The organism is Saliterribacillus persicus, assembly GCF_003337485.1.
In the GTDB taxonomy this organism is placed as follows: domain Bacteria; phylum Bacillota; class Bacilli; order Bacillales; family Amphibacillaceae; genus Saliterribacillus; species Saliterribacillus persicus.
The window spans coordinates 11,292-29,960 of the sequence record NZ_QPJJ01000021.1 but is presented as its reverse complement, the minus strand read 5'-3'; the positions used below and the strand labels follow the sequence as shown (position 1 = coordinate 29,960).

Below are 18,669 nucleotides of genomic sequence, written 5' to 3'. Positions count from 1 at the left end.
TAAGTATTTTAACTGTTAAAGGGCATTAAAAAAGGTATTAAAAGTTGTGATTAATATAAATAATAAAATAATTAACGTAAATACTGAAAAAACAGTAGGTGGTTGGCGGAGCAATTTATATGAAAAAACGAGTGAAAAAATAGCACATAAGAGTAAACCTAAAATAGAAATAATCATGAAGAAAAGATACATAAGCTAATTCTCCTAGTATATAGTTACATCATTTTTAACAATAGGAGCGAATGAAATACACCATAATCTTGGGCATATAATGTGTATAGTTTCCTAATTCGTATTTCTGTGCATAAAAAGAACACGTTAAACTCATTCTAAAAATAAAAAGGATGAGATAGCTTGCAAAAAATAGGTCTAGGAATTATCTTGCTATTAATGATGTTGACTGTCCCGTTTATAACAATGGCAAAAACTGAGCTTCCAAGTCATGTGGTGAATATTGAGAAACAAAATAATTTTACCAACGTTGATGAAGGGGAGTCAAAGGTTGAGCCAAATAAAGAAGTGAAAAATTTATTGGAAGATACGGACGAACAAATTGAAAATCCAGTTCTTATAAAATTGTTAAATGAAACCTCGATTAAACCAACACCCTTTTCCTTTGGCTATCGTGGAAGTGTTTTTTTAGGACGTTGGCCTCTTTCATATAAATCAAAAGAAAAAGAGATAAGCTGGCAATTCCAAAAAATAAATCAAAATGAGTTAAATAATGTTTCAGGAGATAAGACTGGCACTTTATTTTACAATCAGCTTGAGGAAAAGAAGGTAACAGGTGGACTTGCCACGAAGGTGGATAATCCTGATCAAATAAAACAACTTATGTTAGCTAAAGCTAGAGAAAAAGGTGAATTACCAATGGCTTTTTCTTATACCCTTGGAAAGGATACAAAACTAAGCAATACATATGATGTGCCTGTAAAGAAGAATGGTATTTTAAGCGCCTATGCATCAGCTGTTAATGAAAAAGGTGAGGTGCGTTACGGGGATGTCTATGTAGAATTAAAAGGGACGAAAAAAAACTTAGAAATTAAGAACGTAACAACTGATAAAGTTGCAGCATGGATTGTGATTCCAGATCATTTGTCCTTTTCTTTCGAATTAAAGTAAAAATGAAAGGCTTCCCGCTTTTGAAATTGGGAAGCCTTTCATTTTTATTGCTTCGGTTGGGTGGAGCTTCTTACATCAATTAATTGTTCAGCCATTTCGATTTTATTTTCATACAAGTTATTTGCAATAATTCTTCGCGCTTCCTTTGCGGCTGTGAAGAAGACATTATCATTACATAGGCCAGTAATGGTGTATTGATACCCTCTGAATTGGTCATTGATCGAGGATAGACCATATACCACAAATGGTTCGACTGGTTGGCCAGAAATATCCTTTTTCAAATAAGGATAGAGTGCCTCATTTAATTGTGTGCACGTTTCTTCCAACACTTGAAAAACCTTGTGAGGACTCTCGTAAAAGCTTGCAGTTACATTTTCAATCACACGCATATGTCTAATATTATAATTTTCAATCGTTTTAATTTCGCCATTACTTAAGGTCAATAATACGCCTGACCATTGCCTAACCTTTAGAAAACGCAATCCCACTTCTTCCACCGTTCCGGAATAGGTATTGTTAACTTTGATCCAATCACCTTGTTCCAGTTGATTTTCATACAATAGAAAAATACCTGCAAGCAAATCTTTAATAAGACTTTGTGCACCGAAACCTAAAATGATCCCAAGTACACCAGCACCGGCTAAGATACTACCTACTTGTATCTCAAAAACTGTTAATACATAAACAATGAAACCAAAAGTCGCAACATATCTGATGGTAGAATTAAGCATGGATTCCAATGTTTTCTCTTTCTTTTCAGATAAAAAGCTAGTGCGCTTAAAAAAGGAGTGGAGCATTCTTCTTAAAACAAGTACAATCGTTATCGTTATAATAGCTCCAATCGCAATTTTTGTAATTTCATAATCATAGATAATTCCTATATATTTAAGCCACTTTTCCATTATGGTTACCTCCAAAAATATCACTAACGTTCATTATAACAAATCATTGAGTCATAATTAAAGGAAAACTAGACAGCACGGAAAGAATCTTTTAGGATAGTAGAGGGAAAAGAATGAACGAAGAGAGGAGAATTTAAATGGCTTCGCAGGAAAAAGTAACACAGCTAAAAGAACAGCTTGAACATTTTCTTAATCAATTAGATGATCTAGACCCAGAAAAGACATCTATTGATGATATTGATGAATTAATCAAAATCATTGAAAAAATGGAACGTGAGTTATCCTAATATTGGAAGTGTAAGATAACATGCATAATCACACCTTTTATAAGCAAGCTAAGATAAAAAAAGGTGATTCCATGAAAAAACTACTCATCAGCTCTCTCTTATTTTTAATGCTAATCCCGCTTTCCGTAGATGCTTCAAGTCACGGATGGGGCTTTAAGAAAAATACTAATCATCAAAAGCCGAATGTTGGTATTTATGAACAAATGCTCGAAAAGTACGATGCGTACTATATGGACAAATCAGAGGACAAAGTCATTTATTTCACCTTTGATAATGGTTATGAAGCAGGGTATACGGCCCCTATATTAGATATTTTAAAGAGACACGAGGTTCCAGCTGCTTTTTTTCTAACTGGACACTATGTGAAGGACCAAGCTCCACTCGTTAAGCGCATGCTAAAAGAAGGGCATATCATCGGCAATCATTCCGATAAACATCCTGACTTCACAAATTTAACAAAGCAGGCTTATGAAAAAGAATTGAAAAGCTTAGAGAATTTAGTGAAGAATGTTGATGAAAAAGCGGTGATGCAATATGTGCGCCCGCCTAAAGGTACATTTAATGAGGCAACACTCGGATGGGCGAATGAATTAGGTTATATTCCAGTCTTTTGGTCCTTGGCGATAGTGGATTGGGAAGAAAAGAAAAAGGGTGGCACATATGTCTATGATCAAATCATGAAGCAAATACATCCTGGAGCGATCATATTATTACACACTGTTTCAAAAGATAATCTAGATGCACTAGAGCCTGTTATTAAAAAGCTGAAAGCAGAAGGCTATCAATTTAAAAGCCTGGATGATTTAGTCCTCAAAGATATTTTGCCAAAGTCCGTTATTGGTTGGTAGTAAAAAACAAAATAAGACATAAAGATAACCGAACTATAATATCAACTATAGTTCGGTTATTTGCTTTAGGCTTTATTCTTCATCCTCCATCACACGATATGCTTGACGGTACAATGCCATTTGGCTATCTGTTTCTACTTCTGCCTCCATATGCTTTAGATGCGTGTAATTACCTTCAGCATCTTGTATGCGAGCTTTTACATTGTCGTTGAGCATAAGGTCTAAAATATCTTTAATTCTTGTTTTAATGTGACCCTCAAAAATTGGGAACATTAATTCCACCCGTTTTACCATATTTCTTGTCATCAAATCTGCGCTTGAAAGTAAAATTTTCTCCTCACCATTGGAATGGAAAAAATATATTCTACTATGCTCTAAAAATCTCCCAACGATACTAATCACTCGGATGTTATCACTAATTCCTTTGAGGTTAGGTTTTAAACAGCATATCCCTCTTACAATTAAATCAACTTGTATCCCCACTTGTGAAGCCTCATACAACTTTTGAATAATTGGTTTATCTGTAAGAGAGTTCATTTTTAGAATAATATGGCCATTTTTAAACCGTTTGTGAAATCTAATTTCCTCTTCAATATAATGAATTAGATCTGTTCTGATTTCAAAAGGCGACATTGATAAATGATGAAAAATTGGTTTTTCTGTATAACCACTTAAATAATTAAAGAAGTGAGTCGCATCGACTCCAAATCTTCTCTTTGTCGTAATGTAAGACATGTCTGTGTAAAATGTTGCTGTTTGATCATTGTAATTGCCCGTGCCAAGATGGACAAAGCGCTCAATACGATTATATTTTCTTCGGACTACAAGTGTAATTTTACTGTGCGTTTTTAAAGAGATCATTCCGTATATAACGTGACACCCTGCTTTTTCAAGCTCCTTTGCCCATTGCACATTATTCTCTTCGTCAAAGCGTGCTTTTAATTCCACAAGGACCGTAACCTGTTTTCCGTTTTCAGCAGCTCGTTTTAAGCCTTCAATAATTGGTGAATCCCCGCTGACTCTGTATAGGGTTTGTTTAATAGCTAATACATCAGGATCATCCGCCGCTTCAGAAATCATATCTATGACCGGCTCGAAGGATTCATACGGATGATGAAGAAACAAATCCCTTTTTCTAGCAGCTTCAAATACATCTTCCCCCAGCCATATATCCTGTGGAACTTGTGGCATTAAAGTTTCGTATACGAGATCCTCGTGATTTGCTGCACCTAGTTTGTAGAAATCAAACAAAAATGTGAGATCTAGAGGACCGTTTACAATATAAAGGTCTTTTTTATGAATTTCTAATACGTGAAGCAAAAAATCAACGACATCGGGATCATAATCCTTCTCATTGACCTCAAGTCTTACAGCCGCTCCCCATTTTCTTTTCTTCAATTCCTTTTCAATTTCCTTTAAAAGGTCACGAGCACCTTCTTCATGAATTGTCATATCTGCATTTCTCGTAATACGAAATTCAGTTATGGATTTAACATAGTACCCACTAAATAATTTACCGATAAAATAGCTAATAACATCTTCTAGTAACAGAAAATGATCGGTATCTTTGAGTTTTATAAAGCGATCGAGTAAGGCTGGTACTTGGACAATCGCAGTTTTCGTTGTTGGTTCATCAGAGTCGTAGCTATCCTCTAGTTGAATAGCTAAATTTAATGATTTATTTAACAGCATGGGGAAAGGTCGATAAGCATCAATTGCCATCGGTGTAAGAACTGGATAAATTTGATCATCAAATAGGCGTTCGAGTTCGTTTATCTGTTCTTGTGATAGCTCATTTATTGTGACTAAATGAATATCAGATGCATGTAGCTGTGGTATGAGTTGTTTGTAGACATCGTATTGATCTAAAACAAGCTCATGATTAAGTTTTGATATTTGTGAGAGCTGTTGTTTAGGCGTTAGGCCAGACTTATTGTCCGCACGATTGAAGCCGGCCTTTACCTGATCCTTTAAGCCAGCCACTCGAACCATGAAAAATTCATCTAAATTCGATGAAAAAATAGCTAAAAATCGCAGTTGCTCCATTAAAGGGTTTTTTTCGTCAAACGCTTCCTCTAATACGCGTTTATTAAAATGGAGCCAGCTTATTTCACGGTTATTATAATAAAGGGGATTTTTTAAATCATTTTTAATCGCCATTAATGTCATTTGTACTCATTCCTTTATAACAATCTACTTCCATCATAACGCGAATAAAGCAAAGTTTTTGTAAAGAAATTGTAAATTTTTATCTTTTACAGCTTAGCAGGCGGGTGCATACTTGCCATATTTCCCTACTTTTCACCACTGAAATTCGTCTATGACAGGCTTTATGCCTTTTTTAAAGGAACAAAATTAAGCTCTAAATCTTTTTTGATAAATTTTTCGACATGCTTCTTTTGTTTTTCTGCTTGATATTCTTCAGGCATCCAATCTTGCACACAATATAACGTTAAGATTACTTTCTTTTGGGTAACCTTAATATGGATGTCTTGAATAATTTGTCTTTTTGTTGCATCCAAACAATAACTAAATTTGAGCAGGGAACCAAGATACTTCAATTTTTTCCATTCTTCTTTTAAAAACCAAGATTTATATGGTTGTAAAAACTGCTTGAAAACCGTCTTGTTTTTGTAAGAGGCAATAAGGGCAAGCTTTAACCTTTCCTTATGCATTAAACCATCAATGGTTCGGTTAGCCAGTAAATAGAAGGTATGCTGTGCACTAGACTCTGCATCTATATATTCTCCAAGATTACATACATAGCTTGCGCGTTTAAGTAGCATCCAATCCTGTTTGCTGAAATTAGCGAGTCCGTTTTGTTTGCAAGAATCGAATAATTTTCGAGTTAAATACTGTACATGCATGATTTGCTTTGGGGCCAAATCATAATCATTGATTAATTCTTGAATACTATCCTCTAAAACATTTGGAAAAAGCAGAGTCCCAATTTGCTCGGATAGTTTTTCATAAAAGACACCATCTCGCAGTCCTTTACGACTCAAAATAAAGCTCTCTGCTTGTGTTACTTGATACAAGCTATGAAAAACTTCAATCGCAGGAATAATAATGTCCGCTCGATCTTTAGAGAGGCCCTCCACTTTTGCGAGCTTTTTTTCTTTTTGCGAAACTAAATAATTGCTTACTTCCTTTATATCTGTATCATACATGCGATATTGATGAAGGCCAGCAAGTGGATATTTCTTAATATTCTGATCAATTTGTACAAGGTTACGCGCACTTCCGCCAATAGCGATAAGAGGTACTTCTTTATTAGCGAGCCAGGGCAAACTATGGAACTCTTTAGTGAGAAATTTTTGCAATTGCTCTAATTCTTCATCTGTTGGTATGGTGCTTGAGAAAAATTCTTTTAACGTTAAGGCACCAAAAGGAAAACTATGCGCTTCGATTAATTCACGGTCTTTAAAATAAGTTACTTCCGTACTGCCACCACCGATATCTACGGTAATCCCTTCTGTAATAGAAGTGGAATTGACCACAGCTAAATACCCATAAAAAGCTTCCTCTTGATCTGACAATATGCGCATGGTAAAGGAAGTATTCTTTTTCACTGCATCTTTAATTTCATCTTGATTGTTTGCTTGGCGAATAGTAGCAGTAGCCACACATTCTACATCTTCAATTTTATAAATAGTTAAAACATCCTGAAAGCTTTGGAGTGTTTCTAAAAGCCGGTCAATTCCAGCTTCCGTTAATTCGTTTCTGTCATTTAGAAAAGTTCTTAGGCGAGCAACAGCTTTCACGTTTTCTACTTCTCGTAATCGTCCAGCTTTTTCCTGTACATAAATCACTAGCCGCATGGTGTTTGAGCCAATATCAATAATTGCGTAATAGTTTTTTTGCATCGATGCCACCTGCTTTTCATTGTATTCGTTGGTTAAAGTATATCATAATACGGGTATGCTTAAATAAAAGAAAGGAAGATGCTAATGTGGAGAGAAGAGATAAAGCTTGATTTCCCTTATGATTTTGATTACAGCATGCGCAGATTAGCGTTTGATGATTTAAATAAAATCGACATGGATACGAAAACAATTTACGTACCGATAAGTGTAGAGGAAGAGGTTGTTGTCGCAACGGTTCAAGCGATTGGAACAATAAAAAAGCCTGTATTTTTAATAGAAGGAGAAAACGAAAATCAAAAAAAGGCTGTTCTTGCTAAAATTTCAGAGCTTTTTCAGTGGGATGTGGATCTTGCTCAAATTGATAATTTTTTCAAAGAGACCTCGCTAGCTCCTCTATTTAAAAAGCATCGGTATACACCCATTGTTAGAGAGTTTGATTTATTTGGCTGTTTAGTGAAGGTAATAATACACCAGCAGCTTAATATGGCTTTTTCTCAAACACTGACATCAAGGTTTGTTCATACATTTGGACATCAAAAGAACGGTGTCTGGTGCTATCCGAGTCCTAAGGAAGTGGCAGCTTTAGAGTATGATCAGTTAACCTCCCTGCAGTTCAGTAAACGTAAAGCAGAATATATTATTGATACTGCCAAACTAATGGTAGATAAGCAGCTAGATTTAGATGAATTAGCAGGACTTCCAGATGCTGAAATTTTTGATCAACTTCTAAAGGTAAGAGGTATTGGGGCCTGGACAATTGAAAATTGGTTGTTATTTGGCCTTGGTCGTGCAGATTTATTTCCTAAAGCAGATATTGCAATCCAGCAAGCCTTGAAGAATGAATTTGAACTAGAAAAAAGACCAACCTACCCAGAGATGGATGAATGGAACGAAAGGTGGATGCCCTACAGGTCGTATGCCACGATGACGTTATGGCGTAGTATAGAAGATTAAAATAGGATGTTAGAAAACCGGGAAAAAATGAGCCACCCCCAAAAGTTAGTCCAAACAATCTAACATTTGGGGGTGTTTTTATGACTAAATATGATGATTAGCAATCGTTCCGACTGTCTGCTTCCCTTTCCACGGGATTTTCGCCTAAGCTAACTTTGGTAAGCAAAGGTCACTTTCCAAAGTGGATCTTTGACGAAAATCATCCCGTAGGAGTGGAAACAGACGGCCTCCACTATGTTGATTCAGCGTAGGCGTCCACTTTCACTCCTGTGGAACCGTTTTTCCTGAAGATCCACTTTTTCAAGCGATCTATGCTTGGAAAAGTTAGCTGAAGGGAAAACCCCACGGAAAGGGAAGTGGACAGCTGAAGCGATTTCCTTGCACACGATTACTCTCATAATAAACAACATAACTAGTCTATAATCTCTTTGTTTATTTCACATTTAAAACGTGAATAAGGTACCCAAATACTTTAATACCAACGGTAATATTTTTTTTACCTAACAAAAAAACTTGGCGTGTGATTCCCGCCAAGTTTTTAAAATTATAGATTCATCAGTAGTTGTTTAAAGTTATTTGCTTCCACTTTATTTCCCATTGCTTGATAGGTTTTATATAAATATTGAAGTGGTTTTTTGTCATTAGGTGATAGCTCCATTTCCCACTCAAAGCAGCTGATCGCTTTTTCTAATTGTTTAAATTCTAAATATAACTCACCTAATGTTAATTGCTGATCAGGGTTATCGATCAAATCATGCATTTTTTTAATTTTTTCAGTGATTGGTAGCTTACGTCCTTTATTTTCAATTCCCTCTAATTTTTCAGCTAACTCGGACACAGAGTAGATCGAAAGATAATGTGTAAAACACTTCTCCATTACAAGTTCAAGCTGGTGTGAGTTATTCTCCAGTAATTGATAGAGCCGGTCAAATAAATGGTCTATATCGTCGATCCCAGAAAATATGGTTGGTTCAATTTTTTCAATTAAAGTGGCGATCATCTCTGATTGACTTTCATCTAACTTTATATCATACGTAAATAACAGCTTAGCTAAAGTTTCGTATTGTTCCTGCTTAAAGAGTTTTTCCATTACTATTTTCAATAGTTCTGGATCATCTTTAATTTTTACGATTAGACCATTCCAGATTTCCCCTTGTTGCTTGTCTGGTAGGTGTTCACTAATTAAGAGATCGATTTGATCAAGCTTATCTTTGTTGATTTTCTGATCAATTGTCGCTAAATGCAATGCCAAAGCATCTATTATACGATTTTCTTCTTGGTATATATCAAAAAGGATCTGGTTGTCTAAGTCTGTACGATTAGCTTTGAAGCATTTTGCTTCTACATATAAGGGGTCTTTATTTGTCTGGTGTAAGGTTAAGATGTCTTCATAGCGCACGCGATTCTGTTCAAATTCGAAGGCATGCACCATATCATCTGCGAAGGAGTCTTTTGGTGAGAACTGGTAATAGGTCGCAATCATTCGATATGCATTAAAGAGCTGACCATTTCGTCGGTATTGATAAAATAATTTCTTAGCTAATTGTTGAATTTTTTCAGGTTTTATAAAACTATCAAAGAAGGATAATATGATGAGCATTTCGGTCGCGGGGTACTTTTCTTGTAGCTTCTTAAATAGATGATTAAAGGTAGATAAGGTATAGTCAGTTTTGTTGTCTAATAATAATTCGCAGGTTGGATGTGAGGCGTCAAAGGAAATTCCATCACGTATTGCCAGATGTAAATAAGAGGATATAGAAATAGCGTCAGCTTTTACTCCATTGATAAAGTGGTCTTTGTAAAAAAATAAGTAATAGTGCTTTCCGGACTTATCGGTGGTTTCTAATATTTTTCCTTGTTTATAGAGATAAAGCTTTCTAGGCTTGGTATTGACGGATTTCTTGCGAATATGCAAAGTTAAATCGTTCATATATAAGCACATCTCCTTTGATTTATTTCTAAAATCATCTTAACATAGATAATTGTTTTCATGTATATTAACAAATTTAAAGCTAGTTTTGTAAATTGTTTGTAAGGTTTTCCTCCAACCTATAGGAAAAGAGATAAAGCCTATGCTATCATGAAGTAAAAAGTAGGGGGACAGTACATGCTAAAACAGTTGGTGGGGATCATTATTTTAGCTGTAGCGATTATATTAATTCCATTCGGTGTTGTTATATAGAATATTTAATGAAAACTTGGAGAACTCAACAGGAGTTCTCTTTTTTAATGCGTTAAAAAAATAGAGGACTAAAGACTGTTTAGGGAGATTTTATTTCAGGACTTAAGTAAGCATATTAGTACTTATTATCTACTTAAATGTGGTAATATCTTATTAAGAATGACTTATTTGGGGGTAGCTTAACATGAATAAACAACTAGAAACCGTAACAGAAAAGCATATGCTAGAAGCGATAACTAGCAATCTAGCAATCATTCAGTTTAATTTGGATAAAGAAGTAGAGTATGTAAATGATTTATTCGCTCAAACAATGGGATATCAAAAAGAAGAAATGATAGGCATGAAGCATGCAAGTTTTTGCTTTCCTGACTTTGTTAATAGTGCTCGCTATGACGAGTTTTGGAATAATTTAAGACGGGGAGAAAAATTTCAAGATAAGATTGAACGGATGGATGCCAGTCAAAATAAAATTTGGTTAGAGGCAACTTATATGCCTGTGTTATCGGATGATGGTCAAACTGTTATTGGTGTTGTGAAAATTGCCACAGATATCACAGAAAGACAGGAAGCAAGCTTGAAAATGGCGGAAGAGCTTCAAGAAATGTCCGTAAATTTAAATATACAATCGAATAGTGGAATGAAGGACAGTCATATTTTCTTTGAAAATATGCAGCATATCCAAAATGATTCAGAAGCAAATCGTAATAATTTAAAAGAATTGCAGAGACAAGCAAATTCAATCACGGATGTTGTCCAGACGATTCGAGAAATCGCCTCTCAAACGAATCTATTGGCACTGAACGCAGCAATAGAAGCAGCGAGAGCTGGTGAGCATGGTTTAGGGTTTAATGTGGTAGCCAAAGAAGTCCGCAAGCTATCTGAAAAGGTTTCTCTTTCTATTAATGAAGTAAAAGATAATGTCGATACAATAATCGATAAAATCGATTTGGCGACAAAAAGTATTGAAACTATCGGCGAAAAAATAGACACAAGTGCAGAACAAATTAATAAAACCGTTGAGAAATTTGATGAGATTAAACAAGCTTCTGAAACTTTAGAAGACCAAGCAAAAGATTTCCTTAAAACTCTATAGCATTGAGCTTTCCTTCTGTGCCTTAGACGCAGAAGTTTTTTTATTTATAAGGGGAAATTTTATCTGCTAGGATTCATGGCCAAATGATGGAGCTTCATGACAATACTCGGGGTGTTCATGGCCAAATTAAAAGGCTTCATGACACTACTAGGAGAGTTCATGGCCAAACGAAGAGGATTCATAACAAAATAAGAAAGTTTCATGACAAAAGTATGCGACTGTTTAACCAATATTAAAAATTTTTCGTTAACTGACAGGTGAAATATATCATCCTTAGAATTTGAAAAACTGCAAAAAGCCTTTATATTCAATGCTTTATAGCGAGGAATTAAAATTCAAAGCAAAACTCTTGAAAGTCAAAATAGGTCAGAGTATAATAAGAATCAGAAAAGGTCAAAGATAGTCAAACTAAATTTTGATCTTACCATTGAAGGAGGAAGATAAACATGAAATGTCAACAGTGTGGAACTCGTCCAGCTACTATAAATGTTACCCTTCGATTAGATGATAAAACAGAGCAATTACATGTATGTCAAACATGTTTTCAAGAAATACAAGGTAAAATGAAGCATCCATCTGGTATGTTTGGTAACCAGGGAAATATGGATTTTGACCACTTCTTCGGAGGTGGAGCGCAAAAACAAGGCCCACAAGTTCAGGAGAACGCACCTAATAATGGTGGAGGCGGCTTATTAGATGAACTAGGAAAAAATTTAACCAATGCAGCAAAAGCTGGTTTAATCGATCCGGTAATTGGACGAGATAAAGAAGTAAAACGAGTGATGGAAACTCTTAACCGTAGAGGAAAAAACAACCCTGTATTAATAGGTGAGCCGGGGGTAGGTAAAACGGCTATCGCTGAAGGACTTGCCTCAAAGGTTGTAGAAGGAAATGTACCAACGAAGCTTTTAGATAAAGAAATCTATTTATTAGATGTAGCTTCTTTAGTTGCGAATACGGGTATTCGTGGTCAATTTGAGGAGCGCATGAAGCAGTTAGTGACTGAGCTTCAAGAGAGACAAAATGTGATTCTTTTTGTTGATGAGATTCACCTATTAGTTGGAGCAGGAAGTACAGAAGGCTCGCAAATGGACGCTGGAAACATTTTAAAACCAGCTTTAGCCCGAGGTGAATTGCAATTAATCGGAGCTACAACCTTAAAAGAGTATCGCCAAATTGAAAAAGATGCCGCATTAGAGCGACGTTTTCAACCAATCATTGTAAAAGAGCCAACGCTTGAAGAAGCAGAACAAATTTTACAGGGGTTAAAAGAGCGTTATGAGAAGTACCATCAGGTTTCCTATTCAGATGAAGCGATTCATGCAGCAGTAACGTTATCGAAACGATATTTGCAAGATCGATTCTTGCCAGATAAAGCGATCGATTTGATGGATGAAGCTGGTGCACGACTAAATCTAACCTTTACAGAAAATGATAAAGATACAATTCAAAAGCGGCTAGATGAGCTTGGTAAAGAGAAAATGGAAGCAGCGGAAAAAGAAGATTATGAGCGTGCTGCTAATTTGAGACATCAAGAGCTGAAGTTAGAGAAAAAGTTAGAAGAAACAAACGATGAGCCAAAAGAAGAAGTAAATGTTGTGTTAATCCAACAAATTATCGAGGAGAAAACAGGTATTCCTGTTCAAAAAATACAGTCAGATGAACAAGCAAAAATGAAGCATTTAGCTGAGAGTTTATCTGAGCATGTTATTGGTCAAGAGGTAGCCGTACAAAAGGTTTCTAAGGCTATCCGCAGAAGTCGAGCAGGCTTAAAATCGAAGCACAGACCAATTGGCTCCTTCTTATTTGTCGGTCAAACTGGTGTGGGTAAAACGGAATTAACCAAAGCACTAGCAAAAGAACTATTTGGAACAAAAGAATCCTTAATTCGATTAGATATGAGTGAATATATGGAGAGACATTCGGTATCGAAAATTATTGGTTCTCCTCCAGGCTATGTTGGTCACGAGGAAGCGGGTCAATTAACAGAACGTGTTCGCCGGAACCCATATAGCATTATCTTGTTAGATGAAATCGAAAAAGCACATCCAGATGTTCAAAATATGTTCCTGCAAATTATGGAAGATGGTCACTTAACGGATGGACATGGTCGAACTGTTAGCTTTAAAGAAACAGTAATTATCATGACAAGTAACGCAGGAACAGGCGTGAAAAATATTACTGTTGGGTTCAATAGTGATAATAATGAAGCAGTATCAACACTTGAAAACTTAAGTACGTACTTCAAACCAGAATTTCTAAACCGATTTGATGCGATCATTCCGTTCAACGAATTAGAGCAAAAAGACTTACTTGAAATTGTTGACTTAATGCTTGATGAGCTATCAGAAAATCTAAAAGAAGAAGGCTATAACATCACGGTCTCAACTGAGGCTAAAAAAGTTCTTGCAGATAAGGGTTATGATCCAAGATTTGGTGCGAGACCATTACGCCGCGTAATTCAGGATCAGATTGAAGACGGCATCACCGAGCTAATTTTAGACGAAGAAGATGTAACAGAAATTAAAGTAGAGCTTGTTGATGATGTGATACAAGTATTAAAAGCATAATTTAAAAAGGGGAAAGCTCCAGACTGATTTTAGTTCTGGAGCTTTTTTTCGCGGCTATATTTTTGAACTCGCGGATATATAGGAATTTTCGCTGATATATGAAAAATATTGCGGATTTGTGTCCTGAACCGCGGATATATAGGAAATTTCGCGGATAAACCATAATAAGGATAACAATGCACACTTCGGTGATAATAACAGTAGATTATCACGATAAGGAGTTATCCCATGCGCAGTTTTTTCATACTACTACTTAGTCTAGCAGTTATGGTTCCCGTAAAAGCAGAAGCGGAGCTAAAAGTCGATTTCATTGATATCGGTCAAGGTGACAGCATTCTAATAGAAACCCCAAATAAGGAACACATTCTAATTGATGGTGGACCGCCAGATAAAGGCAAGATGCTTCTTCATTTTTTGGAAAAAAGGAACGTGGAAAAGCTTGATACGATGATCGCGACGCATCCTGATTTTGACCATATAGGGGGATTAATCGATGTGATCGACACGCTTCCAGTTGAGAAGATAATGGAGATTGATATTCCGCACTTCACCAAAACGTACCTCTCCTATAAATCGAAGCGACTTATGAAGAGAATTCCTGTCTCAAATCCAAGAATGAATCAAGCCATAAAGCTAGACGACGGGATTAGCTTAACCTTTTTAAATACAGTTGAAAAAACTAGATCAATGAACGAAAATTCGATTGCCATTCTTTTAAGTTATGGAGCGATCGATTTTTTACTAACAGCAGACATCACACGTCAAGAGGAACAGCGCCTACTTAAAAATCACCAAATCGAGGCAGAAATTTTAAAAGTAGCGCATCACGGCTCAAAGACTTCAACAAGTTATCAATTTCTAGAAAAAGTAAACCCGAGTGTCGCGGTTATTTCTTATGAGGTAAACAATCCGTTTGGCCACCCAGTAGCAAGTACCATAACAAACCTAATAAAAAGCGGAAGCACCGTATACTCGACTGCAAAAGTAGGAACGATTACAGTCCAAACCGACGGAAAAACCTTTAATGTAACCTATCCAGGAAAAGATAAAGTAATCTATAATAAACCTTCTTAAAGCTTGCTGCTCCATTTTTTGCTATAATCAGTTAGTAAAGTAAATGAAGGGAAGAAAGGGGCATCCACTTGAAAACAGAAATAGATAAAAGATGTCAGAATGAATATAATGCGTTACGTGAGGTCATGGTTTGCCCACCAACGCACATGAAAATTGGCAAAATAATTAATGAAACACAAAAGCATTTCTCGGATGAGAATATTGACACAAATATTGCCATGAAGCAGCATCAAGCCTTTGTTGATGTATTAAAAAAACATGGAGCAACAATCGTTGAAATCACACCTGAGCCTCAAATGAATGAGCAGGTATTTACACGTGATATCGGATTTTGCATCGGAGAAAATATTTTTATTGCTAATATGGCACGTAAGATTCGCGAACCAGAAACAGAAGTATTGAAACATACCTTGAAGGAAAAAGGCGACAGCTATACCGAGTTAGACGTTTTCTCGATCGAGGGAGGAGACGTTATCGTAGATAATAAATATGTATGGGTCGGCATCAGCGAAAGAACGACACATGAAGCGGTAGAAGTACTTCGAGAATTTGTAACAGATAGAGAAGTAATTCCAGTGCCAATTAAGAAGGATATTTTGCACTTAGACTGCGCGTTTAACATTATAGGAGATAAGCAGGCATTAATTTATCCGCAAGCATTCACGAGTGAAGACTTAGAAAAAATTAATAGCTTGTATGATCTAATTATTATCCCTGATGAAGAGCAATTTACGCTTGGAACGAATGTATTCTCAATCGGCGATAAAAAAGTTATTTCTTTGCCAGAAAATAAAAAGGTGAATCGAGCGATCGAGCAACGTGGGTTTGAAGTAATTGAAGTCGATTTCTCGGAAATTATTAAGTCAGGCGGCTCTTTTCGCTGTTGTACCTTTCCGTTAGTTAGAGAGTAAGGTTATTAGACAAACAATTATTACTGAAAATTAAAAGGGGCTTCTTCTGAAATGATAGAAGGGCCCCTTTTGTTATAAGTATAATCTCAAAAATTATTTTGCTTCTAAACGTTTTTTCAAATTATCTAAATCTTTAGCACAAGCTTTTTTAAACATGCTTGCCATCATTTTTCCGAATAGTTTAGAGAAACCATATAATCCTTCAACAGAACCGTGCAACATTACTTCTGTTACATTATCCTTCTTTTCTTCAAACGAGTAAGTGAAAGTATAAAGGCCTTTACCTGTTGTTCCTTTTTCTCCATCACAACGAAACTTGGCTATTTTAGACTCGACTAATTCCACTACTTCGAAATGTTCCGTCGATTTTGTGCCAAACACTTTTCTTGTTTCTTTCCACTGGGATCCTTCTTGAATTGGGCCATCATCTAATCTTTCAATTCTAACCAATCCCTGCATCCATTCCTTTGCAGAATCGAGATCAAGGAAGCTGTTATATACTTGTTCTGACGAGACTTTAATCGTACGCATAATTTTAAAATTTATTGGCAACTTGATTACCCCCTTGTTCGACTATGTTCACCTTCAGTGTATCATAACAATGGATCCGAAAGCTTAGAGTAAAGGTTCTGACAAAATTATGGAATATAATGAAATTGAATCTTTTTAAAAGGTTAAAACGTATAAACTAGGAGTAAATTAAAAGATCAATAGAAAAGGTCGAAAATAACAAAAGATAAATGGAGGTGAATGAATGGAAGAACTAGGAATCAATTTCGCACTATTAGCACCGCTTCTTTTAATTCAATTATTATTAGCAATCATTGGTTTGGTAGCTTGGTTTAAAACGGAAGAAACGAATGGGCCTAGAATGCTTTGGCTCGTTATTATATTACTTGTTAGCTATATCGGTCCAATTCTATTCTTTATATTTGGAAGGAGGCAGTAAAAAATGTCCGTGATTCAAGTCAAAGACCTAAAAAAATCCTTTAATGGAGACGAAGTAGTCAAAGGCTTAACGTTTGATTTAACACCAGGAAATTGTGTTGCACTGCTTGGGCCAAACGGGGCAGGAAAAACCACCACCATTCGAATGCTTTCGGGTTTATTAAAGCCCACGAAAGGATCGATTGAGTTTGAAGGCGCTGGTAATAAGCAGGATATTCGCTCACTAATTGGATACCTGCCGCAATATCCAGTCTTTCATAATTGGATGTCGGGAAAAGAGTTTCTAGTCTATGTTGGTCAATTAGCATTTTTATCAAAAACTGAAGCTTCAAAAAGAGCAGATGAATTATTAGAAAAAGTAGGAATTTTTGATGCACGAAATCATCGTGTTGGAAAATACTCTGGTGGCATGAAGCAGCGTCTTGGTATTGCTCAAGCAATGATACATCAACCCAAACTTTTAATGCTAGATGAACCAGTCTCTTCTTTAGATCCAATTGGTAGAAGAGAAGTCCTAACCTTAATGGAAGAATTGAAGAAGCAAACGACGATCCTTTTTTCCACGCACATTTTAGGAGATGCAGAAGAAGTAAGTGATGATCTTTTACTAATGCACAAAGGGGAGATTGTAGAATCTGGCTCTATCGAAGCACTTCGGGAAAAGCATCAAACAGCGAAGCTCCAAATGGTATTTCGTGGAGGAAATAAAGCTTTTATTGACCCCATCAAACAATTATCCTCTGTTAATGATTGCTATGAAGAAAAAGCAGAGCTTCACATTTTAATTGATGATTTAGAAAAAGCAAGACAGGAAATTTTAACAGAAGCCTTAGCTAATAATTGGGCTATTACTAAATTCGAGCTTAGCCGAACGACGCTAGAAGATCTATTCATGAAGGTGGTGAAGCACTAATGCAATGGACAACAATCGTTAAAAAAGAAATGCTGGAGGACTTTCGTAATTTTAAATGGGTGTGGGTACCATTAGTGTTTATTTTAATTGCAATCATGGATCCTTTAACTACTTATTATATGCCGAAAATTATGGATGCTGTTGGCGGAATGCCAGATGGTACGGTTTTTGAAATGCCAGAGGTTTCCCCTTATACAGCAATTATGATGAGTTTAACTGAAATGAGTATGTTTGGTGTCTTAGTAGCAGTGGCGATAACAATGGCAGTCATCGCTGGAGAGAGGAAAAGCGGTGTTGCTGAATTGATTTTGGTTAAACCAGTTGGGTACTTTACGTACATTTTAGCAAAATGGACAGAGAAAGTTATCTTAATCTTAGCTTCCTATATAATCGGTATGCTTGTCAGCTGGTATTATATTAATCTTTTATTTGGAGAAATAACGATCGGTGAATTTGTTCCACTAGTATTGTTTTACGCTTTGTGGTTAATTTTTGTTACGACATTGACCATTTTCTACAATACGTTATTTAAAACTCCTGGAATTGTCATTTCAGTTACAATTGCAACCTTACTCGGAATGCATATTGTCTATCGTATTTTTCAACATAAACTAAGCTGGTTTCCAAACAGCTTGAGCTCTCATATAGGGGACATGTTAAACTCCGGATCTATACCGTCAGAATTATGGGGAGCGAGTCTAGTGACTATTCTTGTATCTGTGGTGTTGTTATTTGCCTCTCGCTACGTGTTTAGAACAAAAGAAATGGCAAATTAAAAAATCATGCTGGTAGGATTATCCTATCAGCATGATTTTTAACTTATTTTTGTTCAAAATAGCTGCTAAACGCATGGAAAATCTCAACAGCTTGGAAAGAAAAAAGTGACAATGCTGTTATGGAGAAAAATCCAATCATAATAAAACGAATCCACATCATATAATTATCCTCCTTCTTTAGCTTAATTTGCTATAAGAAAGAGAACTTCCCAGATAATTAGAT

16 protein-coding genes are annotated in these 18,669 nt (G+C 35.9%); 11 read left to right on the top strand and 5 right to left on the bottom strand.

The window, feature by feature from the left end; translation table 11 throughout:
• The first annotated feature begins 354 nt into the window (after positions 1–354).
• Positions 355–1,122, top strand: a complete 768-nt coding sequence (locus DFR57_RS17015; protein WP_245937512.1) for a YfkD family protein — start codon at positions 355–357, stop codon at positions 1,120–1,122.
• A gap of 44 nt (positions 1,123–1,166) precedes the next feature.
• Here DFR57_RS17015 and DFR57_RS17010 read toward each other — a convergent pair whose 3' ends face one another.
• Positions 1,167–2,024, bottom strand: coding sequence for a mechanosensitive ion channel family protein (locus tag DFR57_RS17010; protein ID WP_114354415.1), 858 nt, complete (start codon positions 2,022–2,024; stop codon positions 1,167–1,169).
• 137 nt (positions 2,025–2,161) lie between these two features.
• Between DFR57_RS17010 and DFR57_RS18355 the strand changes: the two genes are divergently transcribed.
• Both DFR57_RS18355 and pdaA read left to right on the top strand, forming a co-directional pair.
• Positions 2,162–2,311: an SE1561 family protein gene (locus DFR57_RS18355; RefSeq protein WP_170133025.1), complete on the top strand. Its 150-nt coding sequence runs from the start codon at positions 2,162–2,164 to the stop codon at positions 2,309–2,311.
• 71 nt (positions 2,312–2,382) lie between these two features.
• The gene (gene pdaA, locus DFR57_RS17005) at positions 2,383–3,159 is read left to right on the top strand and encodes a delta-lactam-biosynthetic de-N-acetylase (protein WP_114354437.1); all 777 of its coding nucleotides are present in this window, start codon (positions 2,383–2,385) and stop codon (positions 3,157–3,159) included.
• A gap of 72 nt (positions 3,160–3,231) precedes the next feature.
• Here the strand turns inward: pdaA and DFR57_RS17000 are convergent, their stop codons facing one another.
• Positions 3,232–5,328: an RNA degradosome polyphosphate kinase gene (locus DFR57_RS17000; RefSeq protein WP_114354414.1), complete on the bottom strand. Its 2,097-nt coding sequence runs from the start codon at positions 5,326–5,328 to the stop codon at positions 3,232–3,234.
• A gap of 161 nt (positions 5,329–5,489) precedes the next feature.
• Positions 5,490–7,025, bottom strand: coding sequence for a Ppx/GppA family phosphatase (locus DFR57_RS16995; RefSeq protein WP_114354413.1), 1,536 nt, complete (start codon positions 7,023–7,025; stop codon positions 5,490–5,492).
• Between the two features lie 84 nt (positions 7,026–7,109).
• On the opposite strand from DFR57_RS16995, the gene DFR57_RS16990 reads away from it, so the two are divergent.
• On the top strand, positions 7,110–7,979 hold the full coding sequence (locus tag DFR57_RS16990; RefSeq protein WP_114354412.1) for a DNA-3-methyladenine glycosylase family protein: 870 nt from the start codon (positions 7,110–7,112) through the stop codon (positions 7,977–7,979).
• Positions 7,980–8,523: 544 nt separating this feature from the next.
• Here DFR57_RS16990 and DFR57_RS16985 read toward each other — a convergent pair.
• Complete coding sequence (locus DFR57_RS16985) at positions 8,524–9,909, bottom strand: tetratricopeptide repeat protein (RefSeq protein ID WP_114354411.1); 1,386 nt, start codon at positions 9,907–9,909, stop codon at positions 8,524–8,526.
• Between the two features lie 436 nt (positions 9,910–10,345).
• Between DFR57_RS16985 and DFR57_RS16980 the strand changes: the two genes are divergently transcribed.
• The 4 genes from DFR57_RS16980 (at position 10,346) to DFR57_RS16965 (ending at position 15,809) form a co-directional block, all read left to right on the top strand.
• Entirely contained in the window at positions 10,346–11,254 is a 909-nt protein-coding gene (locus DFR57_RS16980; protein ID WP_114354410.1) for a methyl-accepting chemotaxis protein, read from the top strand.
• A gap of 446 nt (positions 11,255–11,700) precedes the next feature.
• Positions 11,701–13,824, top strand: coding sequence for an ATP-dependent Clp protease ATP-binding subunit (locus tag DFR57_RS16975; protein ID WP_114354409.1), 2,124 nt, complete (start codon positions 11,701–11,703; stop codon positions 13,822–13,824).
• A gap of 228 nt (positions 13,825–14,052) precedes the next feature.
• The gene (locus tag DFR57_RS16970; protein ID WP_114354408.1) at positions 14,053–14,898 is read left to right on the top strand and encodes a ComEC/Rec2 family competence protein; all 846 of its coding nucleotides are present in this window, start codon (positions 14,053–14,055) and stop codon (positions 14,896–14,898) included.
• A gap of 68 nt (positions 14,899–14,966) precedes the next feature.
• Positions 14,967–15,809, top strand: coding sequence for a dimethylarginine dimethylaminohydrolase family protein (locus DFR57_RS16965; RefSeq protein ID WP_245937511.1), 843 nt, complete (start codon positions 14,967–14,969; stop codon positions 15,807–15,809).
• 93 nt (positions 15,810–15,902) lie between these two features.
• Here the strand turns inward: DFR57_RS16965 and DFR57_RS16960 are convergent, their stop codons facing one another.
• The gene (locus DFR57_RS16960; protein ID WP_114354407.1) at positions 15,903–16,361 is read right to left on the bottom strand and encodes an SRPBCC family protein; all 459 of its coding nucleotides are present in this window, start codon (positions 16,359–16,361) and stop codon (positions 15,903–15,905) included.
• Between the two features lie 202 nt (positions 16,362–16,563).
• Here DFR57_RS16960 and DFR57_RS16955 point away from each other — a divergent pair, with 202 nt between their 5' ends.
• Genes DFR57_RS16955 through DFR57_RS16945 form a run of 3 tightly spaced genes read left to right on the top strand, consistent with a single transcriptional unit; the run spans position 16,564 to position 18,446 of the window.
• On the top strand, positions 16,564–16,758 hold the full coding sequence (locus DFR57_RS16955) for a PLDc N-terminal domain-containing protein (protein WP_114354406.1): 195 nt from the start codon (positions 16,564–16,566) through the stop codon (positions 16,756–16,758).
• Positions 16,759–16,761: 3 nt separating this feature from the next.
• A complete protein-coding gene (locus DFR57_RS16950; protein WP_114354405.1) occupies positions 16,762–17,670 on the top strand; it encodes an ABC transporter ATP-binding protein in 909 nt (302 codons plus the stop codon).
• Positions 17,670–18,446, top strand: coding sequence for an ABC transporter permease (locus DFR57_RS16945; RefSeq protein ID WP_114354404.1), 777 nt, complete (start codon positions 17,670–17,672; stop codon positions 18,444–18,446). Before DFR57_RS16950 ends, DFR57_RS16945 begins: the two co-directional genes overlap by 1 nt.
• Positions 18,447–18,669: the final 223 nt, after the last annotated feature.